16 protein-coding genes are annotated in these 16,766 nt (G+C 44.3%); 6 read left to right on the top strand and 10 right to left on the bottom strand.

Annotated features, from left to right (window positions below; all coding sequences use genetic code 11):
• The first annotated feature begins 129 nt into the window (after nt 1-129).
• Nucleotides 130-3,627, top strand: coding sequence for a NahK/ErcS family hybrid sensor histidine kinase/response regulator (locus ABXT59_RS05230; protein ID WP_443638150.1), 3,498 nt, complete (start codon nt 130-132; stop codon nt 3,625-3,627).
• 4 nt (nt 3,628-3,631) lie between these two features.
• Here ABXT59_RS05230 and ABXT59_RS05225 read toward each other — a convergent pair whose 3' ends face one another.
• Entirely contained in the window at nt 3,632-4,294 is a 663-nt protein-coding gene (locus ABXT59_RS05225; RefSeq protein ID WP_443638149.1) for a response regulator transcription factor, read from the bottom strand.
• Between the two features lie 37 nt (nt 4,295-4,331).
• The gene (gene acs / locus ABXT59_RS05220; protein ID WP_443638148.1) at nt 4,332-6,272 is read right to left on the bottom strand and encodes an acetate--CoA ligase; all 1,941 of its coding nucleotides are present in this window, start codon (nt 6,270-6,272) and stop codon (nt 4,332-4,334) included.
• Between the two features lie 360 nt (nt 6,273-6,632).
• On the opposite strand from acs, the gene ABXT59_RS05215 reads away from it, so the two are divergent.
• From ABXT59_RS05215 to ABXT59_RS05205, 3 genes are read left to right on the top strand one after another with little or no spacing between them, the layout of a single operon-like run.
• A complete protein-coding gene (locus ABXT59_RS05215) occupies nt 6,633-7,118 on the top strand; it encodes a hypothetical protein (protein ID WP_443638147.1) in 486 nt (161 codons plus the stop codon).
• Nucleotides 7,105-7,701 (top strand): transglycosylase SLT domain-containing protein, encoded by a 597-nt coding sequence (locus ABXT59_RS05210; RefSeq protein WP_443638146.1) that lies wholly within the window; start codon nt 7,105-7,107, stop codon nt 7,699-7,701. The genes ABXT59_RS05215 and ABXT59_RS05210 overlap by 14 nt, the downstream gene beginning before the upstream one ends.
• Before the next feature lie 14 nt (nt 7,702-7,715).
• Nucleotides 7,716-7,934: a YheU family protein gene (locus ABXT59_RS05205; RefSeq protein ID WP_443638145.1), complete on the top strand. Its 219-nt coding sequence runs from the start codon at nt 7,716-7,718 to the stop codon at nt 7,932-7,934.
• A 52-nt stretch (nt 7,935-7,986) separates the two neighbouring features.
• Here ABXT59_RS05205 and tusA read toward each other — a convergent pair whose 3' ends face one another.
• Entirely contained in the window at nt 7,987-8,229 is a 243-nt protein-coding gene (tusA, locus tag ABXT59_RS05200; protein WP_443638553.1) for a sulfurtransferase TusA, read from the bottom strand.
• A 64-nt stretch (nt 8,230-8,293) separates the two neighbouring features.
• Complete coding sequence (locus tag ABXT59_RS05195) at nt 8,294-8,950, bottom strand: alpha/beta family hydrolase (protein WP_443638144.1); 657 nt, start codon at nt 8,948-8,950, stop codon at nt 8,294-8,296.
• Nucleotides 8,951-9,451: 501 nt separating this feature from the next.
• Here ABXT59_RS05195 and ABXT59_RS05190 point away from each other — a divergent pair.
• Nucleotides 9,452-10,126, top strand: coding sequence for a hypothetical protein (locus tag ABXT59_RS05190; protein WP_443638143.1), 675 nt, complete (start codon nt 9,452-9,454; stop codon nt 10,124-10,126).
• 147 nt (nt 10,127-10,273) lie between these two features.
• Here the strand turns inward: ABXT59_RS05190 and ttcA are convergent, their stop codons facing one another.
• From ttcA to recQ, 3 genes are all read right to left on the bottom strand, one after another.
• Nucleotides 10,274-11,119, bottom strand: coding sequence for a tRNA 2-thiocytidine(32) synthetase TtcA (gene ttcA, locus ABXT59_RS05185; protein ID WP_443638551.1), 846 nt, complete (start codon nt 11,117-11,119; stop codon nt 10,274-10,276).
• 20 nt (nt 11,120-11,139) lie between these two features.
• Nucleotides 11,140-11,679 (bottom strand): DUF2058 domain-containing protein, encoded by a 540-nt coding sequence (locus tag ABXT59_RS05180; protein ID WP_443638142.1) that lies wholly within the window; start codon nt 11,677-11,679, stop codon nt 11,140-11,142.
• 65 nt (nt 11,680-11,744) lie between these two features.
• The gene (recQ, locus tag ABXT59_RS05175) at nt 11,745-13,544 is read right to left on the bottom strand and encodes a DNA helicase RecQ (RefSeq protein WP_443638141.1); all 1,800 of its coding nucleotides are present in this window, start codon (nt 13,542-13,544) and stop codon (nt 11,745-11,747) included.
• A 407-nt stretch (nt 13,545-13,951) separates the two neighbouring features.
• Here recQ and ABXT59_RS05170 point away from each other — a divergent pair, with 407 nt between their 5' ends.
• On the top strand, nt 13,952-14,578 hold the full coding sequence (locus tag ABXT59_RS05170; protein WP_443638140.1) for a YecA/YgfB family protein: 627 nt from the start codon (nt 13,952-13,954) through the stop codon (nt 14,576-14,578).
• A gap of 24 nt (nt 14,579-14,602) precedes the next feature.
• On the opposite strand, the gene ABXT59_RS05165 is transcribed toward ABXT59_RS05170, so the two are convergent.
• From ABXT59_RS05165 to ABXT59_RS05155, 3 genes are read right to left on the bottom strand one after another with little or no spacing between them, the layout of a single operon-like run.
• A complete protein-coding gene (locus ABXT59_RS05165) occupies nt 14,603-15,229 on the bottom strand; it encodes an energy-coupling factor ABC transporter ATP-binding protein (protein ID WP_443638139.1) in 627 nt (208 codons plus the stop codon).
• A complete protein-coding gene (locus tag ABXT59_RS05160; protein ID WP_443638138.1) occupies nt 15,229-15,939 on the bottom strand; it encodes an ABC transporter permease in 711 nt (236 codons plus the stop codon). The genes ABXT59_RS05165 and ABXT59_RS05160 overlap by 1 nt, the downstream gene beginning before the upstream one ends.
• The gene (locus tag ABXT59_RS05155) at nt 15,936-16,760 is read right to left on the bottom strand and encodes a substrate-binding domain-containing protein (RefSeq protein WP_443638137.1); all 825 of its coding nucleotides are present in this window, start codon (nt 16,758-16,760) and stop codon (nt 15,936-15,938) included. The genes ABXT59_RS05160 and ABXT59_RS05155 overlap by 4 nt, the downstream gene beginning before the upstream one ends.
• Between the last annotated feature and the right edge of the window lie 6 nt (nt 16,761-16,766).

Genomic DNA, 16,766 nt, shown 5'->3' with positions numbered 1-16,766 from the left:
TAGGTATATGATTTTATTATGTTTTCATAAAAATCAGTTTTAAGGCATAAAACCGGCTACCATGTTATAAATAGGCGTGGTGGTTTCACCCTAGTTCTACTGTCCCTAGTTTTACATTAAAGGCATATCATGCTTGATATTTGGGTTATTCTATTCATTTCTTTAGCCTACGTTGGTTTATTATTTGGCATTGCCTACTATGGTGATAATCGTCGTCAAAAAGGCTCGAAATTACTCAGCCAACCCGTCATTTATAGTTTATCTTTAGCAGTTTATTGCACCTCATGGACTTTTTATGGGTCTGTTTCACGGGCTACCCAAGGTTGGGAATTCCTTTCTATCTATCTTGGCCCTATTATGCTTTTTATTTTTGGGTGGGGCTTAGTTTATAAAATCATACTCATTGCTAAACAAGAAAACCTTACCACCATTGCCGATTTTATAGCGTCTCGATACGGCAAAAGTCGTAGCTTAGCGATCGTGATCACAGTCATGGCCACCCTGGGCATACTGCCCTATATAGCATTGCAGCTCAAAGCTGTAGCGCAAAGTTTTACTATTATGGTGTCAGGTAGTGGTAGCTCAGATTTTGGATCTAGTAATACGGCCCTGGTCATTGCAATATTAATGGCAGCTTTTGCCATTTTATTTGGCACCCGCCAAATAGATACCAGTGAACATCATCGAGGGATGGTGTTGGCCATTGCCTTTGAATCTATCGTTAAGCTTGTTGCATTTGTAGCCGTGGGCGTATTTGTGACCTTTAGCTTGTTTGATGGCATTGGAGACTTAAGCCACCACATCAACCAAAGTGGACTAAAACAACAACTGGACGACTTTAACCCACTCAAGATTAGTTTCTTAACAGAAACCTTGCTGGCTTTGCTAGCCATGCTCTGCCTACCACGACAATTCCAAGTCGGCATTGTCGAAAATACCAACCCAAATGACTTGCACACAGCGCGCTGGTTATTTCCACTTTACCTTGTCATTTTCTGTATTTTCATGCTGCCAATTGCTGCTGCTGGAAATTTTCTTTTCAATGGCCAAGGCATTGCTACAGATACCTACGTGTTAATGATTCCTCTTAGTCAGGGGGCACACAGCTTAGCGACCTTAGCTTACATTGGTGGGCTATCTGCTGCCACAGGTATGGTTATTGTTGCTACAGTGTCTATCAGCACTATGATTTGCAACGATATAATCATGCCTGTTATTTTCCACTTATCACCCTTACAAGCATCTGAGGACAAAAATATTGGGCGCTTATTACTAAGGGTTCGGCGGGTAGTCATTGTGGCTATATTATTAGCTGCCTACGGTTATTTTTTACTCATTGGTGATGGTAAAAGCCTAGTTTCATTGGGTCTAACCGCCTTTGTTGCAGTGGCCCAATTCGCCCCAGCATTAATTGGAGCGGTATTCTGGCGTCAGGGCAATCGGTATGGAGCATTAGCTGGACTGGGTACTGGCTTCACTATCTGGCTATACACTCTGTTGGTTCCGAATCTCAGCGGGCTAGGGTTTGATACTTTAAGCTTGGTAGAGCAGGGGTTATTTGGTTTAAGCTGGCTTAGACCCACATCAATGTTTGGCCTGAGTGGCTTCGACCCTATCACCCATGCCACTTTATTATCCTTAAGCTTGAATATTTTAGCCTTTGTGTGGGTATCTCGATTGACCCAAGTTCGCCTACAAGATCGCATTCAGGCTGACCACTTTGTTGACTTAAGGTTAAGTTATTCTATCGTCAGCGCTGATACCCAATTTGAAAATACACGCTTTAGCGACCTACAAATACTCTGTGAACGATTTTTGGGATCCAATCGAACCTATGAAGCTTTTCAAGACTTCTCTCACAACCAAAATCGACAACTTAACCCAAATGACCCCATTGACCAAACAATTGCTAGTTATGCTGAGCGTCTTTTAGCGGGAGTTATTGGGGCGTCGTCAGCACGTATTATTGTTGCTTCTAGTCTACAGGGTACTGAAATGCACCTCGGTGACGTAGTGTCAATCGCCGATGAGGCTTCAGCACTTTATAAATTTAACCGCTCCATGCTCCAATCGACCATAGAACACATTGACCAAGGCATCAGCGTTGTCGATAAAGACATGCGCCTGGTGGTTTGGAACCAGCGTTATCAGGCCATGTTCCAATTCCCTGAAGGACTGATCACTATCGGCAGACCGATTGTAGATGTCATCCGCCACAATGCCTTGAACGGGGACTACGGCCCCGGTGCAATTGAACAACAAATTGAGCACCGCCTAAGTACCTTACAGCAAGGCATTACCAACACCCACCTGCGCTATCGAGCCGATGGTGCCGTATTTGAGGTGCGTGGTAATGCCATGCTCGGGGGTGGATATGTAAACACTTACATGGACATTACTAACCATAAACGCATTGAAGCCGCGTTAAAAGAAACCAATGAAACCCTCGAAGAGCGAGTAGAAGATCGAACCAATGCCCTCGTAGTTGCCAACGACCTATTAAGCCGTGCCAAAATTGGGGCCGACCAAGCTAACCAGAGTAAGACACGATTTTTAGCGGCCGCAAGTCATGATTTAATGCAACCTCTTAATGCAGCTCGATTATTTTCATCATCCTTATCACAGCAGCACCCTCAGGGTGAGCTGGCAAACACCCTGCACCATCTTGATGATTCTCTGGTTGCAGCTGAAGAACTCATCAGTACCTTAGTGGAAATATCTACCTTAGACGCAGGTACCATTTCACCAAAGCTGAGTCATTTCCCAACGGATCAAATGTTACAAAAATTGGCGGCAGAATTAACTCTCTTATGCCACCAAAAAGGCATTGAGTTTAACTATGTCCCATGTCACGCAACGATTTACAGCGATGAACAACATCTACGGCGCATCGTACAAAACTTTTTAACCAATGCCATGCGTTATACACCCTCTGGGAGGGTCCTATTGGGTTGCAGAGTCAAACAGGACAGTCTTGAAATTCAAGTCTGGGATACAGGCGTCGGTATTGCCCCACAAAAGCTTGATGAAGTATTTGATGAATTTAAACGTCTTGATCACCCAGAAACACAAGACATTAGGGGGCTTGGTTTAGGATTAGCGATCGCAGACCGAACTGCCAAGTTACTAGGTCATCCCTTGACCGTTAAATCTTGGCAGGGCAAAGGCAGTTTGTTTGGTGTGAGGGTACCTGCCGGTGATAGCACAAAAATCATCACTAAAGCCACGACAGACAGTTACTATAGTGGTGGTGGCAATCTCGCTAACATGACGGTGTTGTGCATCGATAACGAGGCCTCTATTCTACTGGGTATGAAGCAACTACTGGAAGGCTGGGGGTGCAAGGTAATCACGGCGCTGAATATTTCTCAATCGCTGGAATATCTAGCATATGCCGACCTACAACCAAGCGTTATACTGGCAGATTATCACTTAGACCAAGGTGAGACAGGAATCACCGCTATTACAAGGATAAGGCAAGTTTACCAGCACCAAATACCTGCCATATGTATTACCGCAGATCGCACCGAAGAAGTGGCTAAAGTAGTCACGCTTGAAGATGCTTTACTACTCAATAAACCCCTCAAACCGGCAGCACTGAGGGCCACCTTAAGCCGTCTGAAATAAGTGCTTATTTGACTGCTTCATCTTGAGGGTGCTCTATGCGTAATCGACCCGCCATAATGACGGCTTGAGTTCGACTATAGACACCCAGCTTTCGCAAGATGGCGGTGACATGAGCTTTCACCGTCGCTTCTGACACACTCAGTTCATAGGCTATTTGTTTATTAAGCAGACCTTCCGTTAACATCACCATGACCTTAAACTGCTGGGGAGTTAAGCTAGATAACTGGTCAGCAAATTGACTGTCTTGAGCATCCATTTGAAGGTCTGCAACTGGCAAGTCTGCGGGTACCCATTGGCCCCCATTCAGGACCACCCCAACAGCATCTATGATATCCACCATCGAAGAAGACTTAGGAATAAAACCCACCGCTCCAAAATGCATAGCGCGGTGGATGACACTCGCCTGTTCGTTACCCGAAACTACAACGACGGGCACACTTGGGTAGTGCGTACGCAGGTAGATGAGTCCAGAAAAACCATTGGCACCTGGCATGTGTAAATCTAGCATAACTAAGTCTATTTCGTTACTCATTTGGCGTTCGAGGTGCTGCAGGTGTTCTGCTTCTAACACATCAGCATCCTCAATTTGAGTCCCGATGGCCTGAGTCAATGCCGCTCGAAACAGCGGGTGGTCGTCGGCTACGATAATGGTGTAGTTATTAGACATAAACGCTGCTCCTAAAACATATAAAAAATCAATTAAGTTATTTGTTACAGCGCTTCTCAATGAGTTCAGTGACCACACTTGGGTCTGATAGAGTAGACGTGTCTCCCAACTCACTAAAGTCGTTGGCAGCAATTTTACGCAGAATACGACGCATAATTTTTCCAGAGCGAGTTTTTGGCAAATTAGGCGCAAATTGAATTAAATCAGGTGATGCAATAGGACCTATTTCAGTCCGAACCCACTGTCTTAATTCCTGCAAAAGTTCAGCACTATCAACAACACCGTCTTGCAAAGTGACGTAACAGTAGATGCCTTGGCCCTTAATTTCATGAGGATAACCCACCACCGCTGCTTCACACACTGTTGAGTGAGCAACCAAGGCGCTTTCAATCTCAGCCGTACCCATGCGATGACCAGAGACATTTAACACATCGTCTACCCGCCCTGTGATCCAGTAGTAACCGTCTTCATCGCGTCTTGCACCGTCGCCCGTAAAATAGTAGTTGTCAAAGGTCGCAAAATAAGTTTCTTGAAAACGCTGATGGTTACCCCAGATAGATCGTGCTTGACCAGGCCAGCTGTCTTTAATGACTAAGTTACCTTCTGCTACACCCTCTAATACCCTGCCCTCATTATCGACTATGGCGGGTTGTACACCAAAAAATGGCAAGGTTGCTGAACCTGGCTTAGTATCTACCGCCCCTGGCAAAGGCGTAATCATATGACCACCTGTTTCTGTTTGAAACCAAGTGTCCACCACCGGCACATCACCCGAGCTAAAGATTCGCCTATACCAGAGCCATGCTTGTGGGTTTATAGGTTCACCAACACTGCCTAATACTTGGATACTGGACACATCAGAGTCTGCTAAAACATCATCACCATGTTGCATCAAGGCTCGGATCGCAGTGGGCGCCGTATAGAATTGATTAACCTTATGTTTTTCTATGACTTGACCAAAACGTGCATTGGTTGGGTAGTTAGGTACACCCTCAAACATTAGGGTAGTGGCACGATTAGCCAGCGGACCATAAACAACATAACTATGACCAGTGATCCATCCAACATCTGCCGTACACCAATAAATATCACCAGGCTTATAATCAAAGACCATTTCATGGGTCATAGCACTCCAGACTAAATAGCCTGCACTGGAGTGTTCTAAGCCTTTTGGTTGACCTGTGGAGCCAGAAGTATAAAGAATAAATAATGGGTCTTCTGCACCCATCGCTTGGGCTTCGTGGTGTGTATCAGCTGCAGCGACAATATCACCATACCAACAGTCTCGACCTTGCAACCAATTAATATCAGACCCTGTGCGTTTGACAACAATCACAGTATCAACACAATCCACGTTAGCTAATCCAGCATCAACATTAGCTTTAAGACTAACCTTTTTACCTCCACGCAAGCCTTCATCAGCCGTAATGACTATATTGCTTTTAGCCCCTTGAACACGGCCTGCAATCGCATCTGGAGAGAAGCCACCAAAAATCACCGAATGCACAGCACCAATTCGAGCACAGGCTAACATCGCTACCGCAGCTTCTGGGATCATTGGCATATATAAGGTGATTACATCACCCTTTTTTGCACCTTTGGCCAATAAGGCATTACTAAACTGACAAACTTCATGATGTAACTCTCGATAACTGATATGGCGTGATTGACTTGGATCATCACCCTCCCAAATAATCGCTATTTCTTCCCCATGTTGCGCCAGATGACGATCTAAACAGTTAGCCGCAACATTTAATTGACCATCTGCATACCATTGAATAGAGACATCATTAGGAGTATAGCGGGTATTCTTAATTTGAGTAGGCGCTTTAATCCAGTCAATACGATTACCTTGCTGACGCCAAAATTCTTCTGGATCTGCAACAGACTGCTGATACATAGCTGCGCGCTTTTTTAAATTCAAACCAGAGGTCTCAGCAATTGATGCATCTGCTGGGTAAATATTCACATCACTCATCTAAGGATTTCCTAATAATGGGTTGTATTTGTATTAGGCTACCATTTATATCAAGTTGAAGTATGAATTGAAATACTACTTTGGCTTAAGGTGGTCAAAGTACCTTACGTCTTGAAGCACAAAACAAAAAAACTAAGGCACAGATCAGACCACTTAAGCCGATAAGCTTGCCTATTAAAGCATTTTTAGTGCTCATTACTGATCTTTTCTACTCGTGTGTAATGCTCTACTTAATAAGATCAAAAGTTCATCAATAATGCCTTTATTTATTAAGCACCTTTTAACAAACTTAACTTGCCTTAACTCAGCGCATACGCCATCATTTAACTCAATTTAGTTTTTATAGTAACCTTACTCACCATGATCGATTTAAGCCTCGCGTTGTTTATCGCTGTCGAAACCTGCCCAGAGCCTCCCTACTACCCTATAGCAGCGGCGTGGACCTTGCCCGATGGCAGTATAAAATCGAGTCTCATCTTGGCTGATGATAGCTGGCCACCTCACCTGTGTTTTAGCGATCATATCAGTGATGAAACCATCACTGCTCTAGGGCACTCTGTGAAAGATGTTTTGTTAGAGATGAACGATGACCTAGATGCGAGTCATGTGGTAGGTCATGCTGACTTTTCTCCAGCCACAGGTTTAGTGCACCTAGTCGATGCCCTCGATATTGAGCTAGCCTTTGAGATATCGACCAGTCAGCAAGATATTAGTGAGCTTTTAGGTATTGACTGGCGCGATGAATTACAAGATTTAGGCCATGAAACTGGATTAGATATGCTACAGGCCGAAGATCAAGTAAGACTCATGCAACTTTGCTGGGCACGACGCAGTGACCTACTCTAAAGCCTTTTTATTGGGTCTACTCATGCTACTTGTGAGTGCATGCAGCAGCATGGGTAGTGGTAATAAACCCCGCACACCAGATAATCTGTGTAGTATTTTTTCTCAGTTTCCAAACTGGCAAATCAGCGCTAATGCTGCACAAAAAAAATGGCACATAGACCAAGCCATTAATATGGCCTTCATCCGCCATGAATCAGGCTTTAAAGCGACTGCAAGACCACCTCGTAAAAAACTTTTGGGGATCTTCCCTGGTCACCATCTTTCGAGTGCTTACGGATACCCTCAAGCCATCAATGGCACATGGGCTTTATACCAACAACTGACCGGCTATAGTGAGGCTCAACGCACTAATTTTAATGACGCAATTGACTTCGTAGGTTGGTACAACAGCCGCTCTGTGCGCCTTAATAAAATACGACCTAGCGATGCCTACAATCTCTATTTAGCCTACCACGAGGGCAATGGTGGATTTGCAAAAAAATCATACTTGGCTAAACCGTGGTTATTAAAAGTCGCTAAAAACGTGGCTAATCAAGCTGAGCGCTATCGCAGCCAGCTAGCCTTTTGTTCACCCCAAAGTTAACCGCGGACTGATACATGATCGTGCCTTGGCAACAAATAAATACAGACACCTTGCACCAATTGTTAGAAGAGTTTGCCAGCCGCGATGGCACAGACTATGGTGCTTATGAAACCAGCTTGGCGGATAAAGTATCTCAGCTAGAAATACAGCTCAAACAAAAACGCATCCTAGTGGTCTACAGCGAACTCCATGAATCCATCAATATCGTGCCCGCTGAACAGTTCACTAAATAGCTTTTTATATTTTTATATTTTTATATTTTCCTATTGACCACAACGACTGAACCTAGCCACCTTTACGAATAAGGTATTCATACTCAGAGCCCGTCTCTGCCTGCTCTATAAGTTCATGGCCTAAGAATAGGCAAAACTTAGGAATATCTCGAGTCGTTGATGGATCTGTGGCTAAGACTTTAACGACATCACCCACTTTGATGTCTTTAAACGTGCTGTGCAACATCATCACAGGTTCTGGACAAAAAAGCCCAGTGGTGTCTAGCACTTGATCGAAGGTGTGGACTTTTTGTATCACTATTTACACTCTCTTTTGGCCACAATGGTTACAGGCCCATGAAGTTACTAGTAAGGTTTGTTCATACCTGAGGGACAGTATACTTTAACTTGCAATGAGCCCATTGTTCAATTTCCATTGCCGCGCGTTCAATGGCCTCATTTTGACTGTAGTTTGAGGCTTTAAACGGTTTAAAGCTATGATCCATTTGCGAAAGCCAGCGCAGGTTGATGTGGTTAGGCAATTTATACCCCAATACTTCATCATAAGAGCCCAAGGCGTCGCGGGTACCCTGAACAATTAATGCTGGCTTCTGGCTAGTCAGCAAATGAGCAACACGCTTTGTGTCTGGTTTGCGCTGAGGGTGAAAGGGATAACCTAACGCAAACCAACCCAAGGCATTGGTCTGATCGACGATTAGGCTAGCCACTCGACTGCCTAGTGACTTGCCACCTATAATGAGTGGACTGGACAAGGTCAGTACATCAAGTAATGCAAGCAACTCAAGTTCAAGTTTAGCGATATTTGGTGGTGGCCTCTTGATGCCTGTTTTTTGTATTTGCTGCATGTAGCCAAACTCAAATAAATAAACAGTAAAATCTTTTATACTCATGGCAGTGGCAAAAGATTGCATAAAGTCATGATTCATCCCAATGCCAGAACCGTGGGCAAACACCACATTGATTGCACCAGTTCCATATTTCTGTACTGGCCCAAACACTGTTTCCACAAGTTCCATAACCTACCCTTTACTGTTAAAAATCAATGATCCTGCAATCCAACTGAACTAAGGTTTTAAGCACCCCTGTTTTTTCGAATATGGCTTTTTATTATAAATGATGTGACACCTAATGAATAATGCCAAACTAAAAAATTTTAGCCATTTTTAAAGTACAAGCACTCTTGAAGTCTTAAACAAAGCTCTGAATCTACTCTTTTTTTCACTCTTTTTTTCACTCTTTTTATTCACTCTTTTAATTAACACATTTGACCTTAATACCCCTGTTGTGTCTGATTACTCTCGTGTATTGTTAAACTACTCCTTGGCTTTATTTTTATAGCTTATAAATAGGTTACCGATGATATAGGCATGCATTAAGAACAGCCCAAGACTTATTGCGAAAAGCTGGTCAAAGCCATATGATCAGTTATTCAAATATTACTTGGACATGGCTACTCATTTAACTAGCCGGTCGATATCCTGCGGTCTAAACAATCAAACGCCCCCAGAGGAACCATAATGAGCGAAGTTACCCTTGTCAGCGCAGAACAGTTCACTAACCTAGTACAAAAAGTGGTCGCTAGCCGCGGATTTAAGACATCCGATCAAAACACTGCAGGCTATCGGGCGACCTTTGCTATGCGTCATGGATTAGCTAACAGTGATTTATTGGAAACCTCTTTAGCAGGCTTAGACGCAAATATTAGTGCGCCTAAACTATTAGTAGAAAGTAAAGACAGCCTTATATACGACGCCTTAGGTCAACCGGCTTTAGTCCAAATTGAAGCGGCCTTTAAACATGCTGTCGATAATGGCATTAAAGAAATACGCATGCATAAAACTGCCTGCGGTGCTTTTGCAGTGCCAGCCATTGCTCATTATCTAGAAACTCAAGGCGCTAACGACCAAAGCGTGTGTATTTACTTCAATAACTTGGAAGGCAGCATCCGTCGTTTTGACCTCTCACCACAAGGCCATTTACTGGGGCTTTTGCAACCTAGAGAACGAGATGTTGCTTGGAATGAGGTGCGTATAACCATTGGCCCACCGCCTGCCGATTGCAAGCCTGTTGCTAGCACAGCAGACATAGCAGCCTACCGCGCTAGTAGCGATAGCAAGGGCATCAGTGTGCGGGCTAATTTATGGACTCGCATGCAGGAATTAGCGAAAAAATATGAACAAAGCCAAGCATAGTCTTGCGGCACACTCATGGTCGATTGTGTAATAGGTTTTTTACAATAGGGTAGATGGAATTAATGAGGTAAAAACTGAGTGGCAGGATCATCTTAGAGCCTCAAGCCAACTTAAAGCATGGTGATACAGTCGGGGTCTAAACCTCCATTAAAGGGGCAAATTAAGCAGTGCAAGAGCCGCATCGTCAACGATCGACTCACGGGCCATGTGTTGAGTACGCTTAAAGTTGTGTAATGAGGTATCCATAAGTTGGGATGGCACCACGTTTTGTAGAGCTTTAGCCATACTCTCTATGCGCCCAGGGTGCTGGTGTTCCCAATCTTGTAACATAGACTTAATGTGCTGACGTTGAAGGTTGTCTTGAGATCCACATAAGTTGCAAGGAATAATGGGGTATTGTTTGAGTTGGGCGTACTCGGCAATGTCTTGCTCACGGGCATAAGCCATAGGGCGAATGACTGTGTTTAATCCGTCGTCACTTAAAAGACGGGCAGGCATGGCCTTAAGTTTACCACCATGAAACATGTTCAAGAATAAGGTTTCTAAAATATCATCTCGGTGATGACCGAGGGCAATTTTAGTAATGCCACGTTCCTGAGCAAAACGATATAAAGTGCCACGCCGCATGCGAGAGCACAAACCACAGGTGGTTTTACCCTCTTCAATAACCGCTTTCACCACACTGTATGTATCACGCTCGATGACATGAAAGTCAACGCCGACTTGGGTTAGGTATTTGGGTAGGATGTGCTCTGGAAAATCTGGCTGTTTTTGATCTAAATTCACTGCCAAAATATCAAAATTGATGGGCGCACTTTTTTGCAACTGCATCAGCACATCTAGCATGGCATAGGAGTCTTTGCCACCTGACACACACACCATGATCTTGTCCCCATCTTCTATCATGGCGTAATCATCGATAGCGCGCCCTACATCACGTCGTAACCGTTTTTGTAACTTGTGTTGTCGTTTGATTGGGTCAGATACGTTCATTTTGGGTTGGGTCACGAGCGTTACCACATTAGGTCATCTGGAATCACGAAATCTGCATAAGGGTCATCTGCATCGGTAACAGCATTCTCTGCAACCTCAGTTCGTATAATAACAGTTTCTGGTGCGCGTTCTTCAATACGCAAAGCGATGTTTGCAGGCACCACAGAATAGTGTTCATCTAAAGCCACAATAACTAAGTTACCACGACTTAACGCCACTTGTTGCTGAGCGTTAACATAGAGTTTTTTAATGGCTTTGCCATCGACAAAATTGTAGCTTACTTCGCCACCAGTTAAGTCTAATCGACAACGCTCTAGAATTTGCTTAACTTGAGCCAGCGCTGCACGATCTTGATCTTGTGCATCCCGCTGGGCGTTCAGTTGTTTAGAGCGTTTAGCTTGTGCTTGTTTTTCACTCAGCGCTCTTTGAGCCGCAGTTTCGCCCACATCAACGCCTTTGCGCACGTCTCGAGTTTGTTTCTTTTTTGCCTTTGTGGCTTGCTTAGATTGCTTTTCGTTGGCTAAGCCTGCCTTTAACAACTGATCTTGTAAACTGGCCATTAATGGCTTCCTTTCAAATAATAGTATGAGCCCGTTAGGCCGCCTTGTAATATTAACATAGCTAACTAAGCGTGTTGTTGAATTAAGGCCAAAAAGTCATCACCGTAGCGGTCTAATTTCTTTTCACCCACACCATTGATGTGACTCATTTGTAGAAGAGATTGTGGTTTTGTATGCAGCATTTCCAACAAAGAAGAATCACTAAAAATGACATAAGGTGGCACTTTTTGATCTTGAGCTAAAGCCATTCGCAGCTCCCTAAGTAATTGCCATAAGTCCATATCATCATCAGCAATTTGCAGGCGTGCTTTAGACGCTTTTGGCGTCTTAATCGACACCTTCCGGTCCAGCCTCAACTGCAACTGAGCATCACCTTTAAGCAACGGCCTACAATTGGGTAATAGCCGTAAGCCACCATAATTTTCTGGGTCGCTGGACACTAAACCCAGTGCCAGCAGTTGCCGATACACCGAGCGCCATTGCTTTTGATCTAATTCTTGACCCAGAGCGAAGGTCGATATTTTGTCATGTCCTGCGGTTTTAATTTTGTCTGTGGGTTTACCGATTAAAATATCAATTAAATGGGCTACACCATAGCGCTGACCACTGCGGTAGATACAAGATAGTGCCTTGCGCGCAACCTCAGTGCCATCAAAAGTCGCTACGGGTTCCAAACAGTTATCACAATTACCACAACTACTGGCTGAATCTTCATTGAAATAACTCAAAATCGCTTGCCTTCGGCAGTGAGTAATTTCACACAGGCCCAACATGGCGTCCAACTTAGATTGTTCTGAGCGTTTTATACTGACGTCCATATCCGTTTGTTCTAAACGTTGTCGCAACCACATGACATCTTTTAGGCCATACACCATCCACGCGTCAGCTGGCAGACCATCACGCCCTGCTCGGCCCGTTTCTTGGTAATAGGATTCAATGCTTTTGGGTAAATCCAAGTGCGCTACAAAGCGCACGTTAGGCTTATCGATGCCCATACCAAAGGCAATAGTAGCCACCATCACTAGGCCTTCTTCATTAAGAAAGCGATGTTGATTATAAGCTCGTTTTTCAGCCCCTAATCCAGCATGATAAGGCAGTGCTGCAATGCCTTGTTCTACCAACCAAAGAGCTGTTTCGTCGACCTTCTTGCGGGACATGCAATATACAATACCCGCATTGCCTTGGTGTTGGAGTTGAACAAAATCCAATAGCTGCTGTTTACCCTTTTGCTTTTGCATGATCCGATAACAAATATTTGGGCGATCAAAACTGCTAATGTACTTTTGTGCTAGATTGAGGCCCAAACGCTTAACCATTTCTTGTTGGGTAGGCCGGTCTGCAGTCGCAGTAAGAGCCATTCTGGGCACATGAGGAAAGTTTTGTTGCAAGCACTCTAGTTGCAGGTATTCGGGTCTGAAGTCATGTCCCCATTGAGACACGCAATGTGCTTCATCAATGGCAAATAATGCGATCTTGCAAGACCTAAGTAAATTTATACACGCTTCAGTCATCAGCCGTTCAGGAGAGATGTAGAGCAGATCTAGATCGCCATTGAGTGCTTGCTGTTGTATTTGATTTTGAAGCTGCCAGTCAATACCAGAGTGCAAGGCCTGTGCATTTACCCCTAACTGCTGCATGCTAGATACTTGATCTTGCATCAATGCGATTAACGGTGAAATCACAACCCCAACGCCATCCCTGAGCATGGCTGGAATCTGATAACAAATGGATTTCCCTCCTCCAGTGGGCATTAATACTAGAGCATCACCACCGTCGATGACATGTTGAATGACATCCAGTTGTTGACCACGAAAATCTTCGTAGCCATATAGGCTGTGTAGGAGTTGTTGGGGAGTGTGGTTCATCGCGCGCTATTATGCTCGAAGGCCGTGCGAGTGTCACGCGTATCGAACCCCACCTGAGTCGCAATGTATTAAAATTTAACACTAGCACCTACAATAAGCATATTAGTGTTAGGTGCTAGGTACTAGGTTCAGGGTACGAAAACAAACCATTGTTTCAATGCCCTGACTCGTGCCGATGCATGTCTAAAGGCGATCATCAGTACCAAGTGGCCCATGAGAAAAATTTTGTAACCTTCAAACTGAAATAGCCATAGTTAATCCATAGTTAAGGCATAGTTTAGGCTTAGTTTGATTCTTCATGATAGCTCTACTAGCGCCATTTCGCTTTATCATCACCGCGTCTTGCTAGCCGTTGTTGCACAGCATGAGTTACAATAACGCCTAATGACTTGATTGAGTAATACCCAATGTCCAGCACCAGTGAACCTCTAACAGATAACCAAATAGATCAACTCGATGCCTACCTTTTGTCTGACAAAGTTCATGAGGATGCTCTAGACTATATCGCCCTTCATGGTTACCTTTGCGCATTAGCCATCAGCCCAGCCCCACTGGCTGAGCAGGAGTGGTTAGAAGAGGTGATGGCGGAGACCCCTGTTCAAGAAGATAGTGCTGAACGTCACGAAATATTCAATTTAATGCGCCAAGAATTAGCCTTTTTAAAAGTCTGCTTAGAATCTGATCAAGACATTGATCTACCATGTGACTTAACCTTAGAACTAGATCAAGAAGACGACTGTTTATTAGAGTACTGGGCTCAGGGCTTTATGGAGCTTATATTTAGCCAAGAAGAAGTTTGGTTTTCTGAGCAAGAAGAAGATGTGGCTGAATGTTTACTGCCTTTCATGTTAGCAGCCAAACTTGATGAAGATGAAGAGCTTGAAGAATTGCGCAGCCAACCCGAATTTTGCCAACAACTGTGTGAGCAAATTCCAGAATTATTGCAAGATTTATATCTTTTGTTTCGTGTGCCTGCAGAAAAACCAAAAGGGGGATACTTGGGTAAAAAGTCTTCAGGGCCCCGCAAGCACTAACACTTTTTATTTAAAATAATGAAGCTAAACTTGCACTGTGAGTGCGCCAGCATCTAACAACCAGTGTTGATTGCATAATTTGGTCAGGGCATTGTCTTGATGGCAAGAAAGTAAAATTCCCGTGCCGCGTTGATGCAAGTCTTTCAACATGGCCTCAATCCGTACCACCGAGTCTGTGTCTAAGTTACTCGTAGGCTCATCCAATAAAATTAATGCTGGATCTAATACTAAGGCCCTAGCCAAAGCTAAGCGCTGACGCTCGCCACCAGAGAGCAAATGGGCTTGGCGATACTTTAGGTGATCTAGGCCAGCCCAAGATAGGGCTTTGTCCACTTTTTGGTTATTTTTTTCTCGCCTCATACGTAAACCATAGTCCACATTGCTGCGCACGTCTGTATCAAATAAATAGGTGTTTTGGTGCAGGTAAATAACCGCTTGTTGCAACACACTTTCTCCCACCATGGGAATGCACCTGACGCGTCCGGAGGTGGGTTGTTGAAGACCCGCCATAATTTTCATCAAAGTTGTTTTACCCACCCCATTAGGGCCATGCAGGTGCACCATATCGGTACTAATAAGTCGCAATTGATGAATAACAAACAGATCCTCTGCTCCGTACCGGTGGCTCACATGATCTAACTCTAAACGCATTAGGTGCCATGCCTCAGAACGCGACTGCGACTTTGCATCCAACCTAAACTGACATTAAGCACTAACGCCAATACCAACAGCACAATGCCCAGGGCAACACCTTGCACAAACTCTCCTTTACCCGTTTCTAAGGCAATGGCTGTGGTAATATTGCGGGTATGATGCAAAATATTTCCACCCACCATCATAGCACTGCCCACTTCAGCAATAATGCGCCCAAAAGCTGCAACTACCGCTGCAAGTAAGGCAAACCGAACTTCAAATATTAAGGTAACAAAAGCCTGCCATGGGTTGGCACCCAATGTTTTAGCCGTTTCTAGTACTCGATGATCGGCAGCTTGAAAGGCTGTCAAACTCATGGCGACTAATAACGGAAAGCATAAAAGAATCTGCCCAATAATCATGGCAGGCTGGGTAAAGAGTAGGTTTAGATCACCTAAAGGCCCCGCTCTGGATAGGAGCATATATAGCACCAGTCCAACCACAACCGTAGGCACTGCCAATAAACTATTAAGCAGGCTAATAGCAATCCAGCGGCCAGGAAAGCGAAAATAAGCTAACACAAAGCCCGCGCTCAGGGCGGGTAATAACGCCATCAGTAACGCACTGACTGAGACACTAAACGACACCCCCACAATACCCCAAAGTAGAGGGTCTCCACTTAGAAGCTGAATAATGGCAGTAACACATGTAGTCCATAGATCATTCATTGAATGAGTGACCTAGCTGAAGGTACAAATAACACCTCATCATCAATACGAAAATTTCCAATGGCCTCTTGACCTGCTGCACCCACTAACCACTTTGCAAACTGACGCGCTGAGTTGATATTAGCATGACCATGACGCTTTGGGTTAACCAACATAACCTGGTATGGGTTGATTAAACGTGGGTCACTTTCAAGTACTAACCGCAGTTCAAGCTTATTTTTTAGAGCTAACCAAGTACCTCGATCACTCATAGTGTAGGCGCCTATCTCAGATGCCATTTGTAGGCTGTGGCCCATGCCACGACCTGATTCAAAGTAACCATCGAAGGTTGGTAAAGCACCTAAGTGCTGCCACAGTTGTAATTCTTTTTTATGGGTTCCCGAATCATCACCTCGAGAAATAAACTGTTGGTTAGTCGCCATAATCAATGACAGTCCTTGAGTCACAGTGTGAGCGCCACTAACCTGAGCTTTATCATCTTTTGGACCCACTAAGACAAAATCATTATGCATTACCCTTTGGGCTTCAATGCCAAAGCCTTGATCAATAAAATGTGCCTCTGCCACAGGTGCATGGGTCATGACCAAATCAACGTCACCATTTTCGGCCATTTTTAGGGCCTTACCCGTACCTACGGAGATGACTTGCACTTCAGTATTACTGACTTTTGCGTAATGGCTCAATAAGTATCCCATCAAGCCTGAGTTATAGGTACTGGTGGTGGTCGCTAAGCGGATACTATCGGCCAAAACTAGGCCACTTAAAAGCACCAAGGCAGTTGCCAATGCACCTCGCTTCAGCAGTAGTTGTATATATCTCATGGTGTG

The sequence above is a fragment of the Candidatus Njordibacter sp. Uisw_058 genome, assembly GCF_047730065.1.
GTDB lineage: Bacteria > Pseudomonadota > Gammaproteobacteria > Pseudomonadales > Balneatricaceae > Njordibacter.
Note: the sequence above shows the minus strand (reverse complement) of the source record. Positions and strands in the feature narration are given on the sequence as shown.

What these genes read in the sequence shown, in the direction of transcription:
- ABXT59_RS05230 (WP_443638150.1), top strand. Translation starts at nt 130, where the DNA reads ATGCTTGATATTTGGGTTATTCTATTCATTTCTTTAGCCTACGTTGGT.
- ABXT59_RS05225 (WP_443638149.1), bottom strand. Translation starts at nt 4,294, where the DNA reads ATGTCTAATAACTACACCATTATCGTAGCCGACGACCACCCGCTGTTT.
- acs (WP_443638148.1), bottom strand. Translation starts at nt 6,272, where the DNA reads ATGAGTGATGTGAATATTTACCCAGCAGATGCATCAATTGCTGAGACC.
- ABXT59_RS05215 (WP_443638147.1), top strand. Translation starts at nt 6,633, where the DNA reads ATGATCGATTTAAGCCTCGCGTTGTTTATCGCTGTCGAAACCTGCCCA.
- ABXT59_RS05205 (WP_443638145.1), top strand. Translation starts at nt 7,716, where the DNA reads ATGATCGTGCCTTGGCAACAAATAAATACAGACACCTTGCACCAATTG.
- ABXT59_RS05195 (WP_443638144.1), bottom strand. Translation starts at nt 8,950, where the DNA reads ATGGAACTTGTGGAAACAGTGTTTGGGCCAGTACAGAAATATGGAACT.
- ABXT59_RS05190 (WP_443638143.1), top strand. Translation starts at nt 9,452, where the DNA reads ATGAGCGAAGTTACCCTTGTCAGCGCAGAACAGTTCACTAACCTAGTA.
- ttcA (WP_443638551.1), bottom strand. Translation starts at nt 11,119, where the DNA reads ATGAACGTATCTGACCCAATCAAACGACAACACAAGTTACAAAAACGG.
- ABXT59_RS05180 (WP_443638142.1), bottom strand. Translation starts at nt 11,679, where the DNA reads ATGGCCAGTTTACAAGATCAGTTGTTAAAGGCAGGCTTAGCCAACGAA.
- recQ (WP_443638141.1), bottom strand. Translation starts at nt 13,544, where the DNA reads ATGAACCACACTCCCCAACAACTCCTACACAGCCTATATGGCTACGAA.
- ABXT59_RS05170 (WP_443638140.1), top strand. Translation starts at nt 13,952, where the DNA reads ATGTCCAGCACCAGTGAACCTCTAACAGATAACCAAATAGATCAACTC.
- ABXT59_RS05165 (WP_443638139.1), bottom strand. Translation starts at nt 15,229, where the DNA reads ATGCGTTTAGAGTTAGATCATGTGAGCCACCGGTACGGAGCAGAGGAT.
- ABXT59_RS05160 (WP_443638138.1), bottom strand. Translation starts at nt 15,939, where the DNA reads ATGAATGATCTATGGACTACATGTGTTACTGCCATTATTCAGCTTCTA.
- ABXT59_RS05155 (WP_443638137.1), bottom strand. Translation starts at nt 16,760, where the DNA reads ATGAGATATATACAACTACTGCTGAAGCGAGGTGCATTGGCAACTGCC.